Source organism: Pseudomonas moorei, from assembly GCF_042846945.1.
Classification (GTDB): domain Bacteria; phylum Pseudomonadota; class Gammaproteobacteria; order Pseudomonadales; family Pseudomonadaceae; genus Aquipseudomonas; species Aquipseudomonas moorei.
The window spans coordinates 2,229,301-2,250,322 of the sequence record NZ_AP035776.1; the positions used below are offsets into that span (position 1 = coordinate 2,229,301).

Annotated in this window: 20 protein-coding genes; 9 read left to right on the forward strand and 11 right to left on the reverse strand. The window is 60.0% G+C overall.

Annotation, left to right across the window (positions count from 1 at the left end; translation table 11 throughout):
* Positions 1-114: 114 nt before the first annotated feature.
* The 6 genes from ACGJAX_RS10260 to gatC form a co-directional block, all read right to left on the reverse strand.
* Positions 115-495, reverse strand: a complete 381-nt coding sequence (locus ACGJAX_RS10260; RefSeq protein WP_047537646.1) for a carboxymuconolactone decarboxylase family protein — start codon at positions 493-495, stop codon at positions 115-117.
* On the reverse strand, positions 492-1,553 hold the full coding sequence (locus ACGJAX_RS10265) for a calcium/sodium antiporter (RefSeq protein ID WP_390958725.1): 1,062 nt from the start codon (positions 1,551-1,553) through the stop codon (positions 492-494). The genes ACGJAX_RS10260 and ACGJAX_RS10265 overlap by 4 nt, the downstream gene beginning before the upstream one ends.
* A 50-nt stretch (positions 1,554-1,603) precedes the next feature.
* Positions 1,604-1,978 carry a septal ring lytic transglycosylase RlpA family protein gene (locus tag ACGJAX_RS10270; protein WP_090316063.1) on the reverse strand — a complete coding sequence of 125 codons (375 nt, stop codon included), beginning with the start codon at positions 1,976-1,978 and terminating at the stop codon, positions 1,604-1,606.
* 191 nt (positions 1,979-2,169) lie between these two features.
* Positions 2,170-3,615 carry an Asp-tRNA(Asn)/Glu-tRNA(Gln) amidotransferase subunit GatB gene (gene gatB, locus ACGJAX_RS10275; RefSeq protein WP_090467156.1) on the reverse strand — a complete coding sequence of 482 codons (1,446 nt, stop codon included), beginning with the start codon at positions 3,613-3,615 and terminating at the stop codon, positions 2,170-2,172.
* Positions 3,616-3,764: 149 nt separating this feature from the next.
* Positions 3,765-5,216 (reverse strand): Asp-tRNA(Asn)/Glu-tRNA(Gln) amidotransferase subunit GatA, encoded by a 1,452-nt coding sequence (gene gatA / locus ACGJAX_RS10280; protein ID WP_390958728.1) that lies wholly within the window; start codon positions 5,214-5,216, stop codon positions 3,765-3,767.
* Positions 5,217-5,232: 16 nt separating this feature from the next.
* Entirely contained in the window at positions 5,233-5,520 is a 288-nt protein-coding gene (gene gatC, locus ACGJAX_RS10285) for an Asp-tRNA(Asn)/Glu-tRNA(Gln) amidotransferase subunit GatC (protein WP_047537661.1), read from the reverse strand.
* A 211-nt stretch (positions 5,521-5,731) separates the two neighbouring features.
* Here gatC and mreB point away from each other — a divergent pair, with 211 nt between their 5' ends.
* From mreB to tldD, 8 genes are all read left to right on the forward strand, one after another.
* Positions 5,732-6,769, forward strand: a complete 1,038-nt coding sequence (mreB, locus tag ACGJAX_RS10290; RefSeq protein WP_002555108.1) for a rod shape-determining protein MreB — start codon at positions 5,732-5,734, stop codon at positions 6,767-6,769.
* A gap of 178 nt (positions 6,770-6,947) precedes the next feature.
* Positions 6,948-8,042 carry a rod shape-determining protein MreC gene (gene mreC, locus ACGJAX_RS10295; protein ID WP_245706666.1) on the forward strand — a complete coding sequence of 365 codons (1,095 nt, stop codon included), beginning with the start codon at positions 6,948-6,950 and terminating at the stop codon, positions 8,040-8,042.
* Positions 8,042-8,533: a rod shape-determining protein MreD gene (gene mreD, locus ACGJAX_RS10300; RefSeq protein WP_090316072.1), complete on the forward strand. Its 492-nt coding sequence runs from the start codon at positions 8,042-8,044 to the stop codon at positions 8,531-8,533. Before mreC ends, mreD begins: the two co-directional genes overlap by 1 nt.
* Before the next feature lie 44 nt (positions 8,534-8,577).
* Positions 8,578-9,174 carry a Maf family nucleotide pyrophosphatase gene (locus tag ACGJAX_RS10305; RefSeq protein ID WP_390958732.1) on the forward strand — a complete coding sequence of 199 codons (597 nt, stop codon included), beginning with the start codon at positions 8,578-8,580 and terminating at the stop codon, positions 9,172-9,174.
* Positions 9,175-9,231: 57 nt separating this feature from the next.
* Positions 9,232-10,689 carry a ribonuclease G gene (gene rng, locus ACGJAX_RS10310; RefSeq protein WP_047537689.1) on the forward strand — a complete coding sequence of 486 codons (1,458 nt, stop codon included), beginning with the start codon at positions 9,232-9,234 and terminating at the stop codon, positions 10,687-10,689.
* 75 nt (positions 10,690-10,764) lie between these two features.
* On the forward strand, positions 10,765-14,568 hold the full coding sequence (locus ACGJAX_RS10315; protein WP_390958734.1) for a YhdP family protein: 3,804 nt from the start codon (positions 10,765-10,767) through the stop codon (positions 14,566-14,568).
* 70 nt (positions 14,569-14,638) lie between these two features.
* On the forward strand, positions 14,639-15,493 hold the full coding sequence (locus ACGJAX_RS10320) for a nitrilase-related carbon-nitrogen hydrolase (RefSeq protein WP_390958736.1): 855 nt from the start codon (positions 14,639-14,641) through the stop codon (positions 15,491-15,493).
* A gap of 12 nt (positions 15,494-15,505) precedes the next feature.
* On the forward strand, positions 15,506-16,948 hold the full coding sequence (gene tldD / locus ACGJAX_RS10325) for a metalloprotease TldD (protein ID WP_247256003.1): 1,443 nt from the start codon (positions 15,506-15,508) through the stop codon (positions 16,946-16,948).
* A gap of 48 nt (positions 16,949-16,996) precedes the next feature.
* On the opposite strand, the gene yjgA is transcribed toward tldD, so the two are convergent.
* Positions 16,997-17,521 carry a ribosome biogenesis factor YjgA gene (gene yjgA, locus ACGJAX_RS10330; RefSeq protein WP_090316091.1) on the reverse strand — a complete coding sequence of 175 codons (525 nt, stop codon included), beginning with the start codon at positions 17,519-17,521 and terminating at the stop codon, positions 16,997-16,999.
* A gap of 108 nt (positions 17,522-17,629) precedes the next feature.
* Here yjgA and pmbA point away from each other — a divergent pair, with 108 nt between their 5' ends.
* Positions 17,630-18,976, forward strand: a complete 1,347-nt coding sequence (pmbA, locus tag ACGJAX_RS10335; protein ID WP_090316094.1) for a metalloprotease PmbA — start codon at positions 17,630-17,632, stop codon at positions 18,974-18,976.
* Between the two features lie 89 nt (positions 18,977-19,065).
* Here the strand turns inward: pmbA and ACGJAX_RS10340 are convergent, their stop codons facing one another.
* Genes ACGJAX_RS10340 through hpf form a run of 4 tightly spaced genes read right to left on the reverse strand, consistent with a single transcriptional unit; the run spans position 19,066 to position 21,002 of the window.
* Positions 19,066-19,341: an HPr family phosphocarrier protein gene (locus tag ACGJAX_RS10340; RefSeq protein WP_248914335.1), complete on the reverse strand. Its 276-nt coding sequence runs from the start codon at positions 19,339-19,341 to the stop codon at positions 19,066-19,068.
* 15 nt (positions 19,342-19,356) lie between these two features.
* Entirely contained in the window at positions 19,357-20,214 is an 858-nt protein-coding gene (gene rapZ / locus ACGJAX_RS10345; protein WP_090316097.1) for an RNase adapter RapZ, read from the reverse strand.
* Positions 20,215-20,216: 2 nt separating this feature from the next.
* Positions 20,217-20,681 (reverse strand): PTS IIA-like nitrogen regulatory protein PtsN, encoded by a 465-nt coding sequence (gene ptsN / locus ACGJAX_RS10350; RefSeq protein ID WP_090316100.1) that lies wholly within the window; start codon positions 20,679-20,681, stop codon positions 20,217-20,219.
* A gap of 12 nt (positions 20,682-20,693) precedes the next feature.
* Positions 20,694-21,002 (reverse strand): ribosome hibernation-promoting factor, HPF/YfiA family, encoded by a 309-nt coding sequence (hpf, locus tag ACGJAX_RS10355; RefSeq protein WP_007941242.1) that lies wholly within the window; start codon positions 21,000-21,002, stop codon positions 20,694-20,696.
* Between the last annotated feature and the right edge of the window lie 20 nt (positions 21,003-21,022).

The following is a 21,022-nucleotide window of genomic DNA, read 5'->3' on the forward strand; positions in this document are numbered from 1 at the left end:
GGCAGTGCTCTTCAGGGGGTCATCGCGAGCATGCTCCACATTTGGAATGCATCCCCCTGTGGGAGCGGGCCTGCTCGCGATAACGGTCGATCAATCACCGCATTGTTCGCGGTTTCATTCCGGCTTCTGGTAGGTATCAATCACTTCCTGCGCCGCCCGGAACGCATCGATCGCCGCCGGCACGCCGGCATACACCGCGCAATGCAGCAGCGCTTCGCGAATTTCTTCCACGGTGCAGCCGTTGTTCAGCGCACCGCGCACATGGCCTTTCAATTCCTGCGGGCACTTCAGTGCAGTCAGGGCGGCGAGGGTAATCAGGCTGCGGGTTTTAAGCGGCAAGCCTTCGCGACTCCAGACACTGCCCCAGGCGTGTTCGTTGACGAAATCCTGCAGTGGCTGGGTGAACTCGGTGGCATTGCCCAGCGCGCGGTCGACGAAGGCGTCGCCCATCACTTGGCGGCGTACTTCAACGCCAGTCTTTTTATTCTCGGTCATGGCAATTCCCTCTTGTGGTGTTGGCGACGCCAGGCGCGCAGCGACGTGAACAGCAAAAACGCCATCAGCGCCGGCAGGACGAAAAACAGCATCAGGTGTTCAAGCGTGCCCGCCAATGGCATGCCCGTGGTGAACGACACTACGTGCAGCCCGTAAGCCAGGTACAAACCCAAAAACAGCAGGCCTTCGGCGCGGGTCACCCGGTAGCCGGAATAGAACACCGGAAGACACAGCGCGGCGACGCCGAGCATCACCGGCAGGTCAAAATCCAGGGCATTGGGCGATACCGACAGCGGTGTCGGCGCAATCAATGCCGTAAAGCCCAGGACGCCCAACAGGTTGAACAGGTTGCTGCCAATGACGTTGCCCACGGCAATTTCCCGTTCACCCCGCAACGCGGCGATCAGCGAGGTCGCGAGCTCTGGCAGGGACGTGCTGATGGCAACGATGGTCAGGCCGATGATTCGCTCCGACAGTCCCAGATCAGTGGCGACCGCGACGGCTGCACCCAAGAGCAAATGACCGGCGTAGATCAGCATCGCCAGACCGCCACCGATCATCAGCAGGCTTTTCAACCATGGCGCTTGGCCAGGGTGCTCATGAGTCGACTGCGGACGCGCCGAGTGCTTTGACTGACGCAGCAACAGGCCCAGGTACAGCAGCAAGGCTGTCAGCAGGATGATGCCATCGGCGCGGGTCAGCTCTTCATTCCAGGCCAGTACGAACACCAGCAGGCTGGCGCCGATCATCAGCGGAATATCCAGGCGCACCAGTTGCCGTGAGACCCGCAGCGGGATGATCAGCGCCGACAGGCCGAGGGTTACGAGGATATTGAAAATGCTGCTGCCGATCACGCTGCCGACGGCGATGTCGGCGTTATGGGCCAGGGTGGCTTGCAGGCTGATGGCCATCTGCGGTGCGCTGCTGCCAAGGGCGACGATGGTCAGGCCGATGATCAGCGGTCGCACATGCAGGCCCGCGGCCAGGCGCACGGCGGCACGTACCATCAGTTCGGCGCCGGCAATCAACAGCACCAGCCCGCTGAGCAATTCGATCACGCTGATCAGGGGTAAATCGGCTAATCCGAAGATGGTTGGTGCTCCGTTTGTCAGTCGTCGAGGGCTTGCACGCGAACCCGTGCGGTGCCGCTCTTGAGCATGCCCAGGCGTTCGGCGGCCTCGTGGGACAGGTCGATCAGGCGCCCACGGGTATGCGGCCCGCGATCGTTGATGCGGACCACGCAGGATTTGTCGTTATTCAGGTTGGTGACCTTCACCCGCGTACCGAACGGCAGTTGGCGATGGGCGGCGGTCAGGGAGTTCTTGTCGAAACGCTCGCCGCTGGCGGTGCGTTTACCCTGGTGTTTGGCGCCATAGTACGAGGCCATGCCGGTCTTGTCGTAGCCGTGTGGGTCGACGATATCGTTGCTGGCGCAGCCGGCGAGGAGGGAAAGGAGGGCGCAGGCGCCGAGCAAACGTTTCATTTCAAAGGCTTCCAAAATAGTTGTGGCGAGGGAGCTTGCTCCCGCTCGGCCGCGAAACGGTCGCAAAATCAGCCAATGCACTCTTGTCGAAAAAATGCGCTTACCGATCTGGGCCTGCTTCGCAGGCCAACGGGAGCAAGCTCCCTCGCCACAGGACGCGGAGCCAGTAAAAAATGCTGGCACCATTTCTATCAGCCTTCGAGTTTGCTTTTCAGCAATTCGTTCACCTGTTGCGGGTTGGCCTTGCCTTTGGAGGCTTTCATGGCCTGGCCGACGAAGAAGCCGAACATCTTGCCGCGCTTGGCTTCGTCTGCCGCACGGTACTGCTCGACCTGTTCGGCGTTGGCCGCGAGCATTTCATCCAGCACCGCCGAGATTGCACCGGTGTCGGTCACTTGCTTCAGGCCGCGCTTGTCGATGATCTCGTCCGCGCTGCCTTCGCCGTTGGCCATGGCTTCAAACACCACCTTGGCGATCTTGCCCGAGATGGTGTTGTCCTTGATCCGCAGCAGCATGCCGCCCAGTTGTTCGGCGGAAACCGGTGACGCTTCGATGTCCAGGCCTTGTTTGTTGAGCAGGCTGCCCAATTCGACCATCACCCAGTTGGCGGCCAGCTTGGCGTCGCCGCTGATGCTTGCGACTTGCTCGAAGTAGTCCGCCTGCTCGCGGCTGGTGGCCAGCACGTTGGCGTCGTATACCGACAGACCGAACTGCTCCTGGAAACGCTCGCGTTTCTGTGGGGGCAATTCCGGCAGGGTGGCGCGCACGTCGTCGAGGAACGCGTTTTCAATCACGACCGGCAGCAGGTCCGGATCGGGGAAGTAACGGTAGTCGTTGGCTTCCTCTTTGCTGCGCATTGGACGGGTCTCGTCCTTGTTCGGATCGTACAGGCGGGTTTGCTGGATCACTTTGCCGCCGTCTTCGATCAATTCGATCTGACGCTGGATTTCGCTGTTGATCGCCTTCTCGATGAAGCGGAACGAGTTGACGTTCTTGATCTCGCAGCGAGTACCGAACTCGGCCTGGCCTTTCGGACGGATCGACACGTTGCAGTCGCAACGCAGCGAGCCCTCGGCCATGTTGCCGTCGCAGATGCCCAGGTAACGCACCAGTGCGTGGATCGCCTTGACGTAGGCCACGGCTTCCTTGGCGCTGCGCATGTCCGGCTCGGAAACGATTTCCAGCAGCGGCGTGCCGGCACGGTTCAGGTCGATGCCGGTGGCACCGTTGAACTCTTCGTGCAGGCTCTTGCCGGCGTCTTCTTCCAGGTGCGCGCGGGTGATGCCGACACGTTTGACCGTGCCGTCTTCCAGGGCGATGTCCAGGTGGCCCTTGCCGACGATCGGTAGCTCCATCTGGCTGATCTGATAGCCCTTGGGCAGGTCCGGGTAGAAGTAGTTCTTGCGGGCGAACACGTTGTGCTGGCCGATCTCGGCGTCAATCGCCAGGCCGAACATCACCGCCATGCGCACCGCTTCCTGGTTCAGCACCGGCAGTACGCCGGGCATGCCCAGGTCAATCAGGCTGGCCTGGGTGTTCGGCTCGGAGCCGAACGTGGTGGAACTACCGGAAAAGATTTTCGACCGGGTGGTGAGCTGGGTATGAATCTCCAGCCCGATCACGACTTCCCATTGCATGTGTGTCTCCTCAGAAGCCTAGGCAGGGGATTTTGAAACGTCGCGAGCGAAGATAAGGCAAGGCGAAAACTGGCGAGTAAGCGGAGTTGACTTTAGTCAATGAGCATTACGAGCCAGTTTTCAACGCAGCATTACCGAGCGCAGCAGTTTCAAAACCCCTGCGGGGTGCGGGTGTGCCAGTCAGTGTGTAGCTGATACTGGTGGGCAACGTTCAACAGGCGACCTTCCTGGAAGTACGGAGCGAGCAATTGCACGCCGACCGGCAGGCCATCGACAAAACCGGCAGGCATGGACAAGCCCGGCAGGCCAGCGAGGTTGGCGGTGATGGTGTAGACGTCTTCCAGGTACGCAGCGACCGGGTCGCTGTTCTTGGCGCCAAGCTTCCAGGCCGGGTTCGGCGTGGTTGGGCCGAGGATGATGTCGACCTCGTTGAAGGCCGCCATGAAGTCGTTCTTGATCAAGCGACGGATCTTCTGCGCTTTCAAGTAATAGGCGTCGTAGTAACCGGCCGACAGTGCGTAGGCGCCGACCATGATCCGGCGCTGCACTTCCGGCCCGAAGCCTTCGCCACGGGAGCGTTTGTACAGGTCCATCAGGTTGACCGGGTTTTCGCAGCGGTAGCCGAAGCGCACGCCGTCGAAACGCGACAGGTTGGAAGAGGCCTCTGCCGGGGCGATCACGTAGTACGCAGGGATCGCGTGCTGCATGTTCGGCAGGCTGATTTCCTTGACCACGGCACCGAGCTTTTCCAGCTCCTTGACGCTGTTGTGGATCAGGTCGGCAATGCGTGGGTCGAGACCGGCGCCGAAATACTCTTTAGGCACGCCAATGCGCAGGCCTTGCAGCGAGCCGTTGAGGCTGGCGCTGTAGTCCGGCACGGGCTCGTCGATGCTGGTGGAGTCGTTCGGGTCGAAACCGGCCATGCCTTGCAGCAAAATTGCGCAGTCTTCGGCAGTGCGCGCCAACGGGCCACCCTGATCGAGGCTTGAGGCGTAGGCGATCATGCCCCAGCGCGAAACGCGACCGTACGTCGGTTTCAGGCCGGTAAGGTTGGTCAATGCGGCGGGCTGACGAATGGAGCCGCCGGTGTCGGTGCCGGTGGCTGCCGGCAACAGACGAGCGGCAACGGCCGCGGCCGAACCGCCGGACGAGCCGCCAGGCACGTATTCGAGGTTCCACGGGTTTTTCACGGCGCCGTAGTAGCTCGACTCGTTGGCCGAACCCATGGCGAATTCGTCCATGTTGGTCTTGCCCAGGGTCACGGCCCCGGCGGCGGCCAGCCTGGCGACGACGGTGGCGTCGTACGGTGCTTTAAAGTTGTCGAGCATCTTCGAGCCGCAGCTGGTGCGGATGCCCTGGGTGCAGAACAGGTCTTTGTGGGCGATCGGCGTGCCGAGCAGGGCACCGCTCTCACCATTGGCCCGGCGGGCGTCAGCGGCTTTCGCCTGCGTGAGCGCCAGGTCCTCGGTGAGGCTGATGAAACTGTTGAGCTGTGGATCGAGCTGGGCGATGCGCGCCAGCAGGACTTTGGTCAGCTCTTCGGAAGAAAACTTTTTATCGGCGAGTCCGCGGGCGATCTCGGCCAGAGTCAATTGATGCATTGCAGGCTCTTTCCCTTTAGTCGATGACTTTCGGAACCAGGTACAGGCCGTTTTCGACCGCTGGTGCGATGGACTGGTAAGCCTCGCGATGGTTGGTCTCGGTCACGACGTCTGCACGCAGGCGCTGGCTGGCTTCCAGTGGGTGGGCGAGCGGTTCGATACCGTCGGTATTGACCGCCTGCATTTCGTCGACCAGCCCGAGAATACTGTTGAGGGCCGAAGTGATGTGTGGAAGATCGGCTTCATTGAGGCCCAGACAGGCCAGATGAGCGATTTTTTCCACGTCGGAGCGTTCAAGCGCCATTGGGATTCTCCAGTGGAAAACAGAACGGACGGCGTCCGTGTGTTAGATTGTCGGAACACTACCGCACTTCTACGGTCATAAGGCCGCGATTGTGGGGCTTGGTGCACAGAAAAGCGGCCAATTTAACATATTGGCGCCTTGCCCAAAATCCCTGTCGTTGTTAGAGTTTGCCGCACTTTTTTACCCACGCGTTGCCTAGGGTCCCTTTCCCATGTTCAAGAAACTGCGTGGCATGTTTTCCAGCGATCTTTCCATTGACCTGGGCACTGCCAACACCCTTATTTACGTGCGCGAGCGCGGTATCGTCCTGAATGAGCCCTCCGTTGTGGCTATTCGGACACACGGTAACCAGAAAAGTGTCGTTGCTGTCGGCACCGAAGCGAAGCGCATGTTGGGCCGTACGCCGGGCAATATTGCTGCCATTCGTCCGATGAAAGACGGCGTGATCGCCGACTTCAGCGTCTGCGAAAAGATGCTGCAGTACTTCATCAACAAGGTTCACGAAAACAGCTTCCTGCAGCCCAGCCCTCGTGTTTTGATCTGCGTTCCGTGCAAATCCACCCAGGTTGAGCGTCGTGCCATCCGTGAATCGGCCCTCGGTGCCGGTGCCCGTGAAGTATTTCTGATCGAAGAGCCAATGGCCGCTGCGATCGGTGCCGGCCTGCCGGTTGAAGAAGCTCGCGGTTCGATGGTCGTGGATATCGGTGGTGGTACCACTGAAATCGCCCTGATCTCCCTGAACGGTGTGGTGTATGCCGAATCCGTGCGTGTGGGCGGCGACCGCTTCGACGAAGCGATCATCACTTACGTGCGTCGCAACTACGGCAGCCTGATCGGTGAATCGACTGCCGAGCGCATCAAGCAGGAAATCGGTACGGCCTACCCGGGCGGCGAAGTGCGTGAAGTCGACGTACGTGGCCGTAACCTGGCTGAAGGCGTTCCACGTGCATTCACCCTGAACTCCAACGAAGTGCTGGAAGCTCTGCAAGAGTCCCTGGCCACCATCGTTCAGGCCGTGAAGAGCGCGCTGGAGCAATCGCCTCCGGAACTGGCTTCCGACATCGCCGAGCGTGGCCTGGTCCTGACCGGTGGTGGCGCCTTGCTGCGTGACCTCGACAAGTTGCTGGCCCAGGAAACCGGTCTGCCGGTGATCGTCGCCGAAGACCCGCTGACCTGCGTTGCTCGCGGCGGTGGCCGTGCCCTGGAAATGATGGATAAACACACCATGGACCTGCTCTCCAGCGAATAAGTCGCCGGATTGCCTCTATGCTGTTGAGCGCGCAGGCGGCACTTTGCAGTGCTGCCTGTTCGCGTTTATCTTCTGTCGTCTGCATCCAGGCCGGTTTGATGCCGTATGAGTAAAGAGAACATTTGCCTGGGAGGAGCGGCTTATTAAACCGCTTTTCTCCAAAGGTCCCTCACTGGGCGTGCGCGTGTTGGTGCTGGTCGTGCTTTCGATCGCGCTGATGGTGGTCGATGCCCGCTTCACACTGCTCAAGCCAGTGCGTAGCCAGATGTCGCTGGTGTTGATGCAGTCCTACTGGATCACCGACCTGCCGCAGCGGCTATGGCAAGGCGTGGCCAGCCAGTTTGGCAGCCGGACCGAACTCGTCGCCGAAAACGAAAAGCTCAAGACCGAGAACCTGCTGTTGCAGGGGCGCATGCAAAAGCTTGCCGCCCTGACCGAGCAGAACGTTCGGCTGCGCGAGTTGCTCAACTCTTCGGCGCTGGTGAACGAGAAGGTCGAGGTGGCCGAGCTGATCGGCATGGACCCCAATCCCTTTACTCATCGCATCATCATCAACAAAGGTGAGCGTGACGGCGTGGTCCTCGGCCAGCCGGTGCTCGATGCCCGCGGCCTGATGGGGCAAGTGGTCGAGTTGATGCCGTACACCTCCCGCGTCCTGTTACTGACCGATTCCACCCACAGCATTCCGGTGCAGGTCAACCGCAACGGCCTGCGGGCGATCGCCAGCGGCACGGGCAATCCGGAGCGCCTGGAGCTGCGTCATGTGGCTGATACCGCTGACATCAAGGAAGGTGATCTGCTGGTCAGCTCCGGCCTTGGCCAGCGCTTCCCGGCCGGTTACCCGGTCGCAACGGTCAAGGAAGTGATTCACGACTCCGGCCAGCCGTTCGCCATTGTTCGCGCCGTGCCGACGGCTGCGCTGAACCGCAGCCGTTACCTGCTGCTGGTGTTCAGCGACACCCGTACCCCGGAAGAGCGTGCCAACGACGCTGCCCAGGCGCAGGAATCCCTGGATGCGCAGGGCGGTGGGCCGATCATTCCGGCGACCGTGCCCAAACCGGCCATCGTTCCGGCTCCGGCTGCCCCGGCGACCCCGGCAGCGCCAGCCACCGCGCCGGCGGCCACAGCCCCGGCCAAACCTGGGGTTAAACATCCGAAGCCGTCCGCGACGGCACCGGCGCCATCCAAGCCGCCGACGGCTCAACCCGCCGTGGTGAAGCCTGCGGCAAAACCGGCTGTCTCCGCGCCGGCTACCCCTGGGGGACGAGAATAATGGCTGGTGTCAAAGCCTCCCGAAACGGCTGGATCGTCTGGCTGACCTTCGCCATCGGCTTGCTGCTCAGCGTATCGCCGCTGCCGCAATTCATGGAAATCCTTCGTCCTCTGTGGCTGGCCTTGCTGCTGGCGTTCTGGGCGTTGACCCTGCCGCAGAAAGTCGGGATGGTCACCGCGTGGTGCCTGGGCCTGACCGAGGATGTGCTCTATGGCACGCTGCTGGGGCAGAATGCCTTGATCCTGACGTTAATCACCTACCTGGTGCTGGCGCTGCAACAACGCTTGCGGATGTTCCCGATGTGGCAACAAAGCCTGGTTATCCTGGTGATCTTCGGCCTCGCACAGCTGGTTCAGCTATGGCTCAGTGCCCTGACCGGCAATCGCCAACCCACGCTGGCACTGGTGTTGCCGGCACTGGTCAGCGCCTTGCTCTGGCCTTGGGTCAGCTACGGTTTGCGCGGATTGCGTCGACGCTACAAAATCAACTGATTCGGTCAGGCATTTGCCCACACCATGACAAGGGAGATGTCTTGATGAAGCCGCTGTACCTCGCCTCTGGCTCACCGCGTCGACGTGAACTGCTTACGCAGATCGGCGTACCCTTTTCCGCCGTCAGTGCGGACATCGACGAAACGCCATTACCCCACGAATCCCCATCGGCCTATGTCGAGCGCCTGGCGCGCGGCAAGGCTGCGGCCGGGCGCGCTGTCGTGCAGTCCGACCTTCCGTTCTGCGTGCTGGGGGCCGATACCGCCGTGGTGCTGGACGGGAAAATTCTTGGCAAGCCGGTTGATGAAGCTGACGCTTGCGCCATGCTAATGATGTTGTCCGGGTGTGAGCATGAAGTCCTGACGGCGATCGCTTTGCTCGACGGTGAGCGTTGCGAGTCACGGGTGGTGCGTAGCGTGGTGCGTTTTCGTCCGATAGGCGGCGATGAGGCGGCGGCCTACTGGGCCAGCGGTGAGCCGAGGGACAAGGCCGGTGGATATGGAATACAAGGACTGGGTGCGGTGTTTGTCGCCGGGCTCAATGGAAGTTACTCAGCGGTGGTTGGCTTGCCGCTGTGCGAAACCGCAGAACTGCTGGGCCATTTCGGCATACCCTGTTGGCAAACCTATAACGCGCGTTGAGCGTCGTACTGACCAGATGTGGCCATTACCGTGAACATGCCTGAACGAGACCCTGCCATGAGTGAAGAGATCCTGATCAACATCACGCCGATGGAATCGCGCGTGGCGGTGGTTGAAAACGGTGTCCTGCAAGAGGTCCACGTCGAACGTACGCAAAAGCGCGGCATCGTTGGCAATATCTATAAAGGCAAGGTCGTACGGGTATTACCCGGTATGCAGGCCGCTTTCGTCGACATTGGCCTGGATCGTGCCGCGTTCATTCATGCTTCGGAAATTTCCCTGCGCGAAGGCCCGGCGGTCGAGAGCATCAGCGCCCTGGTTCATGAAGGCCAGAGCCTGGTGGTGCAAGTCACCAAGGACCCGATCGGCTCCAAAGGCGCGCGATTGACCACCCAACTGTCGATTCCTTCGCGCTATCTGGTCTACATGCCGCGCACGGCTCATGTCGGCATTTCACTGAAAATCGAAGATGAAGCCGAGCGTGAGCGTCTCAAGCAGGTGGTCTCCGATTGCGTCGCCAAAGAAGGCATCAAGGAGGCGGGCGGATTCATCCTGCGTACCGCCGCGGAAGGCGCTGGTGCCGATGAAATCCTCATGGACATCCGTTACCTGCGCCGACTCTGGGATCAGATCAATGCGCAGATCAAAACCATCAGCGCACCGAGTGTGATTTACGAAGATCTCGGCTTGGCGTTGCGTACCTTGCGTGACCTGGTGAGCCCGAAGATCGAAAAAATTCGCATCGACTCCCGGGAAACCTTCCAGAAAACCACGCAGTTCGTCGCCGAACTGATGCCGGAGATTGCCGATCGTCTGGAACATTACCCCGGCGAGCGGCCGATTTTTGACCTGTACGGCGTCGAAGATGAAATCCAGAAAGCACTGGAACGCAAAGTCCCGCTGAAGTCCGGCGGTTATCTGGTGGTCGACCCGGCGGAAGCCATGAGCACCATCGACGTCAACACCGGGGCATTCGTCGGTCATCGCAATCTGGAAGAAACCATCTTCAAGACCAATCTCGAGGCCGCCACCGCGATTGCTCGGCAATTGCGCCTGCGTAATCTGGGCGGGATCATCATCATCGACTTCATCGACATGGAAGATGAAGAGCACCAGCGTCAAGTGCTGCGCACACTCGAGAAACAATTGGAGCGTGACCACGCCAAGACCAACATTATCGGCATCACCGAGTTGGGCCTGGTGCAGATGACCCGTAAACGCACCCGTGAAAGCCTCGAGCAGGTCTTGTGCGAGCCGTGCAGCAGTTGCCAGGGCCGCGGCAAGTTGAAGACCCCGGAAACCGTTTGCTACGAAATCTTCCGGGAAATTCTCCGAGAGGCTCGCGCCTATCAGGCGGAAGGCTATCGTGTATTGGCGAACCAGAAAGTTGTCGATCGACTGCTCGATGAGGAGTCAGGCAATGTCGCCGAGCTTGAAGGGTTTATCGGCCGCACGATTCGGTTCCAGGTGGAAACCATGTATTCCCAGGAACAATACGACGTGGTGCTGCTCTGAACTGCTGTGTTTTAACTTTTCCTGAACGGCTGGCCTCAGCTTTTTGCAAAACTTTTGCCATGGGAGCCAACTGACATGGAGCGTCTGACACGCATTTTGGCCGCATTGACCCGTTGGGGTCTTGGCCTGTGCGCGTTGGCTTTGGTGTTGATGGCGTTATACGTCAGTCTGGGCCGTGAGCTGGCGCCACTGGTGGCCGAGTACCGCGGCGAGGTTCAGGCCAGGGCCAGCGACGCCTTGGGCATGCCGCTGCAGATTGGCGAACTTGAAGGCAACTGGAGCGGCTTCGCACCCATATTGTCGGCCCATGATGTGACGGTCGGCGAGGGTGCGAATGCGCTGCACCTGGACAAAGTGCGGGCGGTGCCGGACCTCTGGGCCAGTCTACTGGCGCGCGAAGTGCGTATTGCCCACCTGGAACTCAATGGCCTGAAGATCAGCCTCAAACAAGGCAATGATGGTCAGTGGGCGCTGGAAGGTTTGCCGGTAAAAAACGATCAGCCCCTCGACCCGGAGCAGTTGCTCAATGGCCTGCAAATGGTCCAGCAGTTGTCGGTGCTCGACAGTCAGATCACGTTGCAGCCCTGGGGTGAGTCCCCGCTGAGCCTGACTTACGTTGGTCTGAATCTGAAAACCGGTGCATACCGCCAGCGGCTCGATGTCCGCTTGACCCTGCCCGATGGTCAGCCAGTGGCGATGAGCCTGCGTACCCGCATTCAGGCCAGTCAATGGAAGGAAGGTGAGGCGGACGTCTACCTGAGCCTGCCGCAAAGTGACTGGTCTAAATGGCTGCCCGAAAGCGTTTCCCAGCAATGGAATTTCTCGCAGATCAAGGCCGGTGGCGAGCTGTGGGCGACCTGGGGCCAAGGAACCTTGCAAAGCGCCGCTATTCGGTTGAATGCGCCTCAAATCAAAGGGGCCTATGCCGAGCGCAAGCCGGTCCAGATCAATAATCTGGCGCTCAACGGCTATTTTCAGCGCAGCAACGAAGGCATGTTGGTCACCCTGGATTCTCTGGCCATGAACCTGGGCGAGACTCGCTGGGAATCACGCTTGCAGCTCAAGCAGCTCGCGGCCACCGACAAGGCGCAAGAGGCTTGGCACCTGCAAGCCGACCGCCTCGAGCTCACTCCGCTCACGCCGTTGCTCAATGCCCTGGCGCCATTACCTGAAGGCTTTGCCACGGTGGTCGAGCGACTCAAGGTGATCGGTGGCTTGCGCAACGTTCTGATTGATGTGCGGCCCAATGCTACTGACGACAGCAAGTTCAGCTTTGCCGCCAACCTCGATCGGGTAGGTTTCGATGCCTATCACGGCGCTCCGGCGGCACGGAATGTCAGCGGCAGTATCAGCGGCGACCTGGGCCACGGTGAGCTGCGCATGGACAGCAAGGATTTCATGCTCCACCTGGACCCGATTTTCGCCAAGCCCTGGCAATACATCCAGGCCAATGCCCGGTTGACCTGGAAACTCGATAAAGAAGGTTTCACCCTGATCGCGCCGTACCTGAAGGTATTGGGCGAGGAAGGCAAGATTGCCGGTGACTTCCTGATCCGGCTGCATTTCGACCACAACCAGGAAGACTACATGGACCTGCGGGTCGGCATGGTCGAAGGGGATGGACGCTATACCGCCAAGTATTTACCAGCCGTCCTCAGCCCGGCACTCGACGAATGGCTGCGTACAGCGATTCTCAAGGGGGCAGTCGATCAGGGTTTCTTCCAGTACCAGGGGTCGCTGAACCACGGTGCCGAAGATGCCGCCCGCAGCATCAGTCTGTTTTTCAAAGTGCACGATGCCGAGTTGGCGTTTCAACCGGGCTGGCCGCATGTCAGCAAGGTCACGGGGGACGTGTTCGTCGAGGACAGCGGCGTGCGGATTCTGGCCAGCAAGGGGCAGTTGCTCGACACCCAGGTCAGCGATATTTACGTCAACATTCCTCATGTTCCGGAAGGGCAGAGTATTCATCTGTTCCTCGACGGCGGGTTTGCCGGCGGCTTGGGTGATGGCCTGAAAATTCTCAAGGAAGCGCCGATCGGCACTGCCGATACTTTTGCCGGCTGGGAAGGTGAGGGTGATCTGCAAGGCAAACTTAAGCTGGATATTCCGTTGGTCAAAGGCGAGCAGCCGAAGATCATTGTCGATTTCAAAACGGCAAAGGCCCGTTTGAAATTGCCCGAGCCTCCTCTTGAACTGACTCAGCTCAAAGGTGATTTTCGTTTCGACAGCAGCAAAGGGTTGAGCGGCCAGAACATCACGGCAAAAGCGTTCGACAAACCGGTGAGTGCACAGATATTTGCCGATGGTCGTGAAGGCAAGCTCAATACCCGTGTCACGGCCTCGGGGCAGGTCGAAGTCAAGAAACTTGCGAACTGGCTGAGCGTCACTCAGCCGTTGCCGGCGAGCGGCGTGATCCCCTATCAATTGCAACTGACCCTCAATGGCGGCGATAGCCAGTTGATGGTCAACTCCAATCTCAAAGGTGTCGCCGTCGATTTGCCGGCTCCCTTCGGCATGTCAGTCGAAACCGGGCGTGACACGACGTTCCGCATGACCTTGCAAGGGGCAGAGCGACGCTACTGGGTGAATTACGGCGAATTGGCGAACTTCACCTTTGCCGCACCTCCCGGAAATTTTGCCGAGGGTCGCGGTGAGTTGTTCCTCGGTAATGGCAATGCCGTATTACCTGGTGCAAAGGGCTTGCGAGTGCGCGGCGTGTTGTCGGAGCTGGATGTCGGCCCCTGGCAGGATCTGGTGAACAAATACGCCGGGCAAGACCCGGGCGGCAGTGCCAAACAGTTGCTCAGCAGTGCCGATTTCAAGGTCGGCAAGCTCAGCGCATTGGGAACGACCCTGGATCAGGCATCCGTGCAGTTAACGCGCAAACCGGCCGCCTGGGCTTTGCAGCTCGACAGTCAGCAGGTCAAGGGCACCGCCAGCATTCCCGATGCGAAAGCCGCGCCGATGGTCATTAATCTGCAGTACGTGCGTTTGCCGGCACCCGATCCGAAGGTCCTTGCCGACGAAAACTCGCCGGACCCGCTGGCCTCCGTGGACCCGACGAAGATCCCGGCGCTGGATATCACCATCAACCAACTGTTCCAGGGCAATGATCTGGTCGGTGCCTGGTCGCTCAAGGTTCGTCCGACTGCCAAGGGGATCGCCCTCAACTCACTGGATATGGGCCTCAAGGGCATCCTGTTGCAAGGCAGTGGTGGCTGGGAAGGCGCGCCCGGTTCCAGCACAAGCTGGTACAAGGGGCGGATCAGCGGCAAGAACCTGGCGGATGTGCTCAAGGGATGGGGCTTTGCACCGAGCGTGACCAGCCAGGAGTTCCGTATGGATGTCGATGGTCGCTGGCCCGGTTCGCCGGCCTGGCTGGCCAGCAAGCGTTTCTCCGGGACCCTCAATGCCTCAATGAGTGAGGGCCAGTTTGTTGAAGTCGAAGGAGGCGCCCAGGCATTGCGGGTGTTCGGCCTGCTCAACTTCAACTCCATTGGCCGGCGATTGCGCCTGGATTTTTCCGACCTGTTCGGCAAGGGCTTGAGCTATGACCGGGTCAAGGGTCTGTTGGTGGCGACCAACGGCGTCTACGTGACCCGTGAACCCATCCAGATGACCGGTCCGTCGAGCAATGTTGAACTCGACGGCACCCTGAACCTGGTGGGTGATCAGATCGACGCCAAGCTGATGGTGACGTTGCCGGTGACCAACAACCTGCCGATTGCCGCCCTGATCGTGGGCGCGCCTGCCGTCGGTGGCGCTCTGTTCCTGATCGACAAGTTGATCGGTGACCGCGTGGCCCGCTTTGCCAGTGTGAAGTACACCGTCAAGGGGCCATGGAAAGAGCCGAAAATCACCTATGACAAGCCTTTTTGACGCTCTTTTTCAGAACCCACACTCCAAGCCTATGGAGTAGCATGGACGCCTATCCATTCAGGAGCGCGCCATGTCTGTAGCGGTGATTCAAATGGTCAGTCAGAGTGATGTGCTGGCCAACCTGGCCCAGGCCCGTCAATTGCTCGAGCAAGCGGCGGCCGGCGGTGCGGCGCTTGCCGTGCTGCCGGAAAACTTCGCGGCCATGGGGCGGCGTGACATTGCCGACATCGGCCGCGCCGAGGCGCTGGGCGAAGGCCCGATCCTGCCCTGGTTGAAACAGACCGCTCGCGACCTCAAGTTATGGATAGTGGCCGGCACCTTGCCATTACCGCCCGTGGATCAGCCGATGGCCAAGGTGCACGCTTGTTCGTTGCTGGTCGATGATCAGGGTGAGACGGTCGCGCGTTATGACAAGCTGCATTTGTTCGATGTGGACGTGGCAGACAATCGCGGCCGTTATCGCGAATCCGATGACTATGCTTATGGCAGTGGCGTTGTGGTCGCCGACACACCGGTGGGGCGAGTGGGCCTGACGGTCTGCTATGACCTGCGCTTCCCGGAGCTGTACAGCGAATTGCGTGCTGCCGGCGCGGAGCTGATTACCGCGCCGTCCGCCTTTACTGCGGTGACCGGTGCCGCGCACTGGGACGTGTTGATTCGCGCGCGGGCCATCGAAACCCAGTGTTATGTGCTCGCGGCCGCCCAGGGCGGAACCCATCCGGGACCGCGGGAAACCTGGGGGCATGCCGCCATCATCGATCCATGGGGGCGTGTGCTGGCACAAAAGGATCAGGGTGAGGCCGTGCTGCTGGCTGAACGAGACTGCAGTGAACAGGCGTCCATCAGGGCGCGGATGCCGGTGTCCAGTCACCGGCGCTTTTTCTCGCAGGGCGCTGAGCGACCTGCATCAGAACGACGAATTTAAGGCGTAAAGCATATGAGCGAGTTGTTGTCCTCAGTCAGTGATCATCTCCTGGCTCCCGGTGGCGTGACGATCGAGAGCCTGCAGGGTGTGCTCGGCGACCTGGCCGGCCCGGGTATCGATGCCGCCGACCTGTATTTTCAAGGGCAGATTTCCGAGTCCTGGGCGTTGGAAGACGGCATCGTCAAGGAAGGCAGCTTCAACCTTGACCAGGGTGTGGGCGTGCGGGCGCAATCGGGTGAAAAGACCGGTTTTGCCTACAGCAACGCCATCACGCTGGAAGCCTTGGGTGCGGCGGCCCGTGCCGCCCGTTCGATCTCCCGTGCCGGGCAAAACGGCACTGTGCAGGCATTCACCACTCAGGACGTCGCGCAACTGTACGGGCCAGACAATCCTCTGGAAGTGCTGACCCGTGCCGAGAAAGTCGATCTGCTCAAGCGTATCGATGCCGCGACCCGCGCGCTCGATCCCCGTATCCAGCAAGTTACCGTGAGCATGGCCGGTGTCTGGGAGCGGATTCTGGTGGCGTCCACCGATGGCGGTCTGGCAGCAGATGTTCGTCCGCTGGTGCGTTTCAACGTCAGCGTGATCGTTGAGCAGAACGGCCGTCGTGAGCGCGGTGGTCACGGCGGTGGCGGCCGCACCGATTACCGTTATTTCCTCGCTGAAGATCGCGCCATGGGCTATGCCCGTGAAGCGCTGCGACAGGCGCTGGTCAATCTGGAGGCCATTCCGGCACCGGCCGGTACATTGCCGGTGGTGCTGGGTTCCGGTTGGTCGGGTGTGCTGCTGCACGAAGCGGTTGGCCACGGTCTGGAGGGCGACTTCAACCGTAAGGGCAGTTCGGCCTACAGCGGACGCATGGGCGAGATGGTTGCATCCAAGCTTTGCACCATCGTCGATGACGGCACCCTGGCCGGACGCCGTGGCTCCTTGAGCGTTGACGATGAAGGTACGCCGACTGAGTGCACGACATTGATCGAAAACGGCGTACTCAAAGGCTACATGCAGGACAAGCTCAACGCGCGCCTGATGGGCGTTGCCCGCACGGGTAACGGCCGTCGTGAATCCTATGCGCACCTGCCAATGCCGCGCATGACCAACACCTACATGCTCGCCGGTGAAAGCGATCCGGCGGAAATCATCGCCTCGGTGAAGCGCGGTATCTATTGCGCCAACCTTGGTGGCGGCCAGGTGGACATTACCAGCGGCAAGTTCGTGTTCTCCACCAGCGAGGCGTACCTGATCGAAGACGGCAAGATCACCGCTCCGGTCAAGGGCGCGACCCTGATCGGTAACGGGCCGGAAGCCATGAGCAAAGTGTCGATGGTCGGTAACGATCTGTCGCTGGATAGCGGTGTGGGGACGTGCGGCAAGGATGGGCAGTCGGTGCCGGTGGGTGTCGGCCAGCCAACGCTGAAGATTGATGCGATCACGGTGGGTGGCACGGGCGCGTAAGGCGTGGAACTGCGGGTGAGCCGCCAGGCGACTCACCCGATCAGAGTCTCAGCGCAGACCGCGTTGAGTCTCGTCCAGCTCACGGATGTACTTGAAGATTTTACGGCTCGATGCCGGTGGCTTGTTGGTCGCCAATTCGTGCTGGGCCTGACGGATCAGGGAGCGCAATTGCTGGCGATCAGCCTCCGGGTAGTCGATGACGAACTTCTCCAGGACTGCATCGTCGCCGGCGATCAGGCGATCACGCCAGCGCTCCAGGTTGTGGAAGCGTTCGTTGTATTGGCGAGTGGAGGCATCGAGTTGATCGAGCAAAACCAGAATGGCGTCAGTGTCCTGATCGCGCATCAGTTTGCCGATGAACTGAAGGTGCCGTTTACGCGCGATGTTCGCAACGTGCTTGGGCGCATCGGCCAAGGCCCGGCGCAACGCGTCGGTCAAGGGCAGTTTTGCCAGCAAGTCAGGCTTGAGTGTTGTAAGGCGCTCGCCAAGGTCAACCAGAGCATGCAGCTCGCGTTTGACCTGGGATTTGCTTTTTTCTCCCGTATCGAGGGAGTCGTCGTAAGAATCAACCATGGTGGCCGTCCGCAAAGAAACGCCGCCATGATAACCAGTCGGGGGCCGCTTGTCCGGCCCGGTCGCTCGATGACCTATACCGAAAGCAGAATTTGAGTGGAGAACAGCATGAGTGCAGTTGAAAGCGTCGGCCCGCAAGCGTTGCCGGCACTGCAAGAACAAGTCGAGCAAATCATCGCTGAAGCCAAGCGTCAGGGGGCCAGTGCCTGTGAAGTGGCGGTGTCCCTGGAGCAGGGCCTGTCGACCACCGTGCGCCAGCGCGAAGTTGAAACCGTCGAATTCAACCGTGATCAGGGTTTTGGCATCACCTTGTACGTTGGCCAGCGCAAGGGTTCGGCCAGCACCTCGGCCAGCGGTCCTGAGGCGATTCGTGAAACCGTGGCCGCCGCCTTGGCCATTGCCAAACACACCTCTGAAGACGAAGCGTCGGGCCTGGCGGATGCCGCTTTGATGGCTCGTGACATTCAGGATTTCGACCTGTTCCACCAATGGGATATCACGCCAGAGCAGGCAATCGAGCAGGCCCTGGCCTGTGAAGCGGCCGCGTTTGCTGCCGACAGCCGGATCAAGAATGCCGACGGCACTACGCTGAGCACCCATCAAGGTTGCCGTGTTTACGGCAACAGCCACGGGTTTGTTGGCGGTTACGCTTCGACCCGACACAGCCTGAGCTGTGTAATGATCGCCGAGGCCGATGGCCAGATGCAGCGCGATTACTGGTATGACGTGAACCGTCAGGGCAATTTGCTGGCTGATCCGGTGAGCATCGGACAGCGTGCCGCGCAACGGGCAGCGAGTCGTCTTGGGGCACGTCCGGTGCCGACCTGCGAAGTGCCTGTGCTGTTTTCCGCGGAGTTGGCCGGTGGTTTGTTCGGTAGCTTCCTGTCGGCGATTTCCGGCGGCAGTCTTTATCGCAAATCATCGTTCCTCGAAGGCACCCTGGGGCAAAAGCTGTTTCCGGAATGGCTGACCATCGACGAGCGGCCCCACTTGATGCGAGCCATGGGCAGCGCGGCGTTCGATGGTGATGGACTGGCGACCTACGCCAAGCCGTTCGTCGAAAAGGGCGAGCTGGTGTCTTACATCCTAGGTACTTACTCCGGTCGCAAACTCGGCATGCCGAGCACCGCGAATGCCGGCGGGGTGCACAATCTGTTCGTTACCCATGGCGACGAGGATCAGGCAGCCTTGTTGCGTCGTATGGGGCGCGGCTTGCTGGTCACGGAGTTGATGGGCCAGGGCTTGAACATGGTGACTGGCGATTACTCCCGTGGCGCGGCGGGTTACTGGGTAGAGAACGGCGAAATCCAGTTTGCCGTCCAGGAAGTCACCATCGCCGGCAACATGCGCGACATGTTCAAGCAGATCGTTGCCGTGGGTAATGACCTGGAACTGCGCAGCAACATTCGTACGGGTTCTGTGCTGATCGAGCGAATGACGGTGGCGGGCAGCTAAACCCGCTCGTCACAAAAAAGGCGCGCCACCTGATCGGGTGGTGCGCCTTTTTTATTGGGCTACAGAGCAGCTTTAGCCTGGATTGGCGTCTACTCGCCTTCGTCGAAATAGCGGTTGATCAAGTCTTTCAACGCATCCAGTGCCCTTTGCGCGTCTTCGCCTTCGGTGTTGATATAGATTTTGGTTCCCTTGCCCGCAGCGAGCATCATCATGGCCATGATGCTTTTGCCGTCGACCGTGGATTCCGGAGTGCGTCCTACTCTGATCGTGCAATCCTTGAACTCACCGGCGACCCCGACGAATTTTGCAGAAGCACGGGCATGCAAGCCGAGTTTGTTGATGATTTCGATTTCCAGAGCAGGCATCGCGGTGTGAATCCTTTAGCTGAGGTCGCGGTGGCGAACCTGGACGTTCTTCAGGGATTGTTGCAGCGTCTTGCCCAGGCGTTCGGTCAGGTAGACAGACCGGTGGTGCCCGCCGGTGCAGCCAATGGCAATAGTGACATAGGCGCGATTGCTGGCGGCAAAGCGGGGCAACCATTTGAGCAGATATGTAGAAATGTCCTGGAACATTTCTTCCACATCCGGCTGGGCAGCAAGGTACTCGGCAACGGGTTGATCAAGCCCGGACAGCGCCCGAAGCTCGGGTTTCCAGTAGGGATTGGGCAGGCAGCGCACGTCGAACACCAGATCGGCGTCCACCGGCATGCCACGCTTGAAGCCAAAGGATTCCACCAGAAACGCCGTACCGGGTTCCGGCTGGTTCAGCAGGCGCAGCTTGATCGTATCGCGCAACTGATACAGGTTAAGGTTGGTGGTATTGACCTTGAGGTCGGCGAGGTCGGCAATGGGGCCGAGCAAGCTGGTTTCATCGTTGATCGCCTCGGCCAGCGAGCGATTGGCACTGCTCAGTGGATGACGGCGACGGGTTTCGGAAAAGCGTTTAAGCAGGGTTTCTTCATCAGCGTCCAGGTACAGCACATCGCACTGGATATGCCGGCTGCGGACTTCTTCCAGCAGCTCGGGAAACCGCGACAGGTGGCTCGGCAGGTTGCGTGCATCGATGGAGACAGCAACGAGTGGCTGTACCAGCTCGGTGTGAATCAACGCGCGTTCGGCAAGTTCCGGCAGCAACCCGGCAGGCAGGTTGTCGATGCAGTAGTAGCCGTTGTCCTCAAGCACATCGAGGGCGGTACTTTTACCCGAGCCGGAGCGGCCGCTGACGATGATCAAACGCATGATTACTGACCGTTTTGCTCGTTCAGGACAACCTGATACAAGGCTTCATTGCTCGGGGCACTGCGCAGTTTTTCGCGCACTTCCTTGCGGTCGAGCATGCTGGCGATCTGGCGCAAAAGCTCCAGGTGCGCATCGGTAGCAGCTTCCGGGACCAACAGAACGAACAACAGGTCAACCGGTGCGCCATCGATGGCGTCGAAATCTATGGGGGCGTCAAGGTGCATCAAAGCGCTGATGGGCGAGGTACAACCCTTCAGGCGACAGTGGGGAATGGCGATACCGTTGCCAAAACCGGTCGAGCCGAGTTTTTCGCGGGCAATCAAAGCCTCGAAGACATCTTGCATCTCCAGATCCGGCACTTCCCGGGCGATCAGGTTGGCAATTTGCTCGAGGGCTTTCTTTTTACTGCCGCCCGGCACGTTCACCAGGGAACGGCCGGGGGTCAGGATACTTTCAAGTCGGATCATGGGTTGGGAGTGTTAACGACCCGTAGCGCCCTGAAGGAGGCTCTGGGTCTTTTCCTTATGCTTTTTGAGTTGTTTGTCCAGCTTGTCGGTCAGTGCGTCGATCGCCGCGTACATGTCGGTATGTTCCGCGTTAGCGACCACTTCATTGCCGGGAATATGCAGCGTGGCTTCGATTTTCTGCTTCAACTTTTCGACGGTCATCGTGACCTGAACGTTGGTGATCTTGTCGAAATGCCTCTCTAATCGTTCGAGTTTTTCGCCGATGTAGGTGCGAAGAGGTTCGGTCACTTCCAGTTGGTGTCCACTGATGTTGACTTGCATACAGCTTCTCCTTCGTTGCC

Excerpts from the sequence above, each read along its gene's own strand:
- ACGJAX_RS10315 (WP_390958734.1), top strand. The coding sequence starts at position 10,765 with ATGGAGCGTCTGACACGCATTTTGGCCGCATTGACCCGTTGGGGTCTT.
- ACGJAX_RS10305 (WP_390958732.1), top strand. The coding sequence starts at position 8,578 with ATGAAGCCGCTGTACCTCGCCTCTGGCTCACCGCGTCGACGTGAACTG.
- gatA (WP_390958728.1), bottom strand. The coding sequence starts at position 5,216 with ATGCATCAATTGACTCTGGCCGAGATCGCCCGCGGACTCGCCGATAAA.
- tldD (WP_247256003.1), top strand. The coding sequence starts at position 15,506 with ATGAGCGAGTTGTTGTCCTCAGTCAGTGATCATCTCCTGGCTCCCGGT.
- gatC (WP_047537661.1), bottom strand. The coding sequence starts at position 5,520 with ATGGCGCTTGAACGCTCCGACGTGGAAAAAATCGCTCATCTGGCCTGT.
- hpf (WP_007941242.1), bottom strand. The coding sequence starts at position 21,002 with ATGCAAGTCAACATCAGTGGACACCAACTGGAAGTGACCGAACCTCTT.
- ACGJAX_RS10260 (WP_047537646.1), bottom strand. The coding sequence starts at position 495 with ATGACCGAGAATAAAAAGACTGGCGTTGAAGTACGCCGCCAAGTGATG.
- ptsN (WP_090316100.1), bottom strand. The coding sequence starts at position 20,681 with ATGATCCGACTTGAAAGTATCCTGACCCCCGGCCGTTCCCTGGTGAAC.
- rng (WP_047537689.1), top strand. The coding sequence starts at position 9,232 with ATGAGTGAAGAGATCCTGATCAACATCACGCCGATGGAATCGCGCGTG.
- rapZ (WP_090316097.1), bottom strand. The coding sequence starts at position 20,214 with ATGCGTTTGATCATCGTCAGCGGCCGCTCCGGCTCGGGTAAAAGTACC.
- mreD (WP_090316072.1), top strand. The coding sequence starts at position 8,042 with ATGGCTGGTGTCAAAGCCTCCCGAAACGGCTGGATCGTCTGGCTGACC.
- mreB (WP_002555108.1), top strand. The coding sequence starts at position 5,732 with ATGTTCAAGAAACTGCGTGGCATGTTTTCCAGCGATCTTTCCATTGAC.
- pmbA (WP_090316094.1), top strand. The coding sequence starts at position 17,630 with ATGAGTGCAGTTGAAAGCGTCGGCCCGCAAGCGTTGCCGGCACTGCAA.
- gatB (WP_090467156.1), bottom strand. The coding sequence starts at position 3,615 with ATGCAATGGGAAGTCGTGATCGGGCTGGAGATTCATACCCAGCTCACC.
- ACGJAX_RS10320 (WP_390958736.1), top strand. The coding sequence starts at position 14,639 with ATGTCTGTAGCGGTGATTCAAATGGTCAGTCAGAGTGATGTGCTGGCC.
- yjgA (WP_090316091.1), bottom strand. The coding sequence starts at position 17,521 with ATGGTTGATTCTTACGACGACTCCCTCGATACGGGAGAAAAAAGCAAA.
- ACGJAX_RS10270 (WP_090316063.1), bottom strand. The coding sequence starts at position 1,978 with ATGAAACGTTTGCTCGGCGCCTGCGCCCTCCTTTCCCTCCTCGCCGGC.
- ACGJAX_RS10340 (WP_248914335.1), bottom strand. The coding sequence starts at position 19,341 with ATGCCTGCTCTGGAAATCGAAATCATCAACAAACTCGGCTTGCATGCC.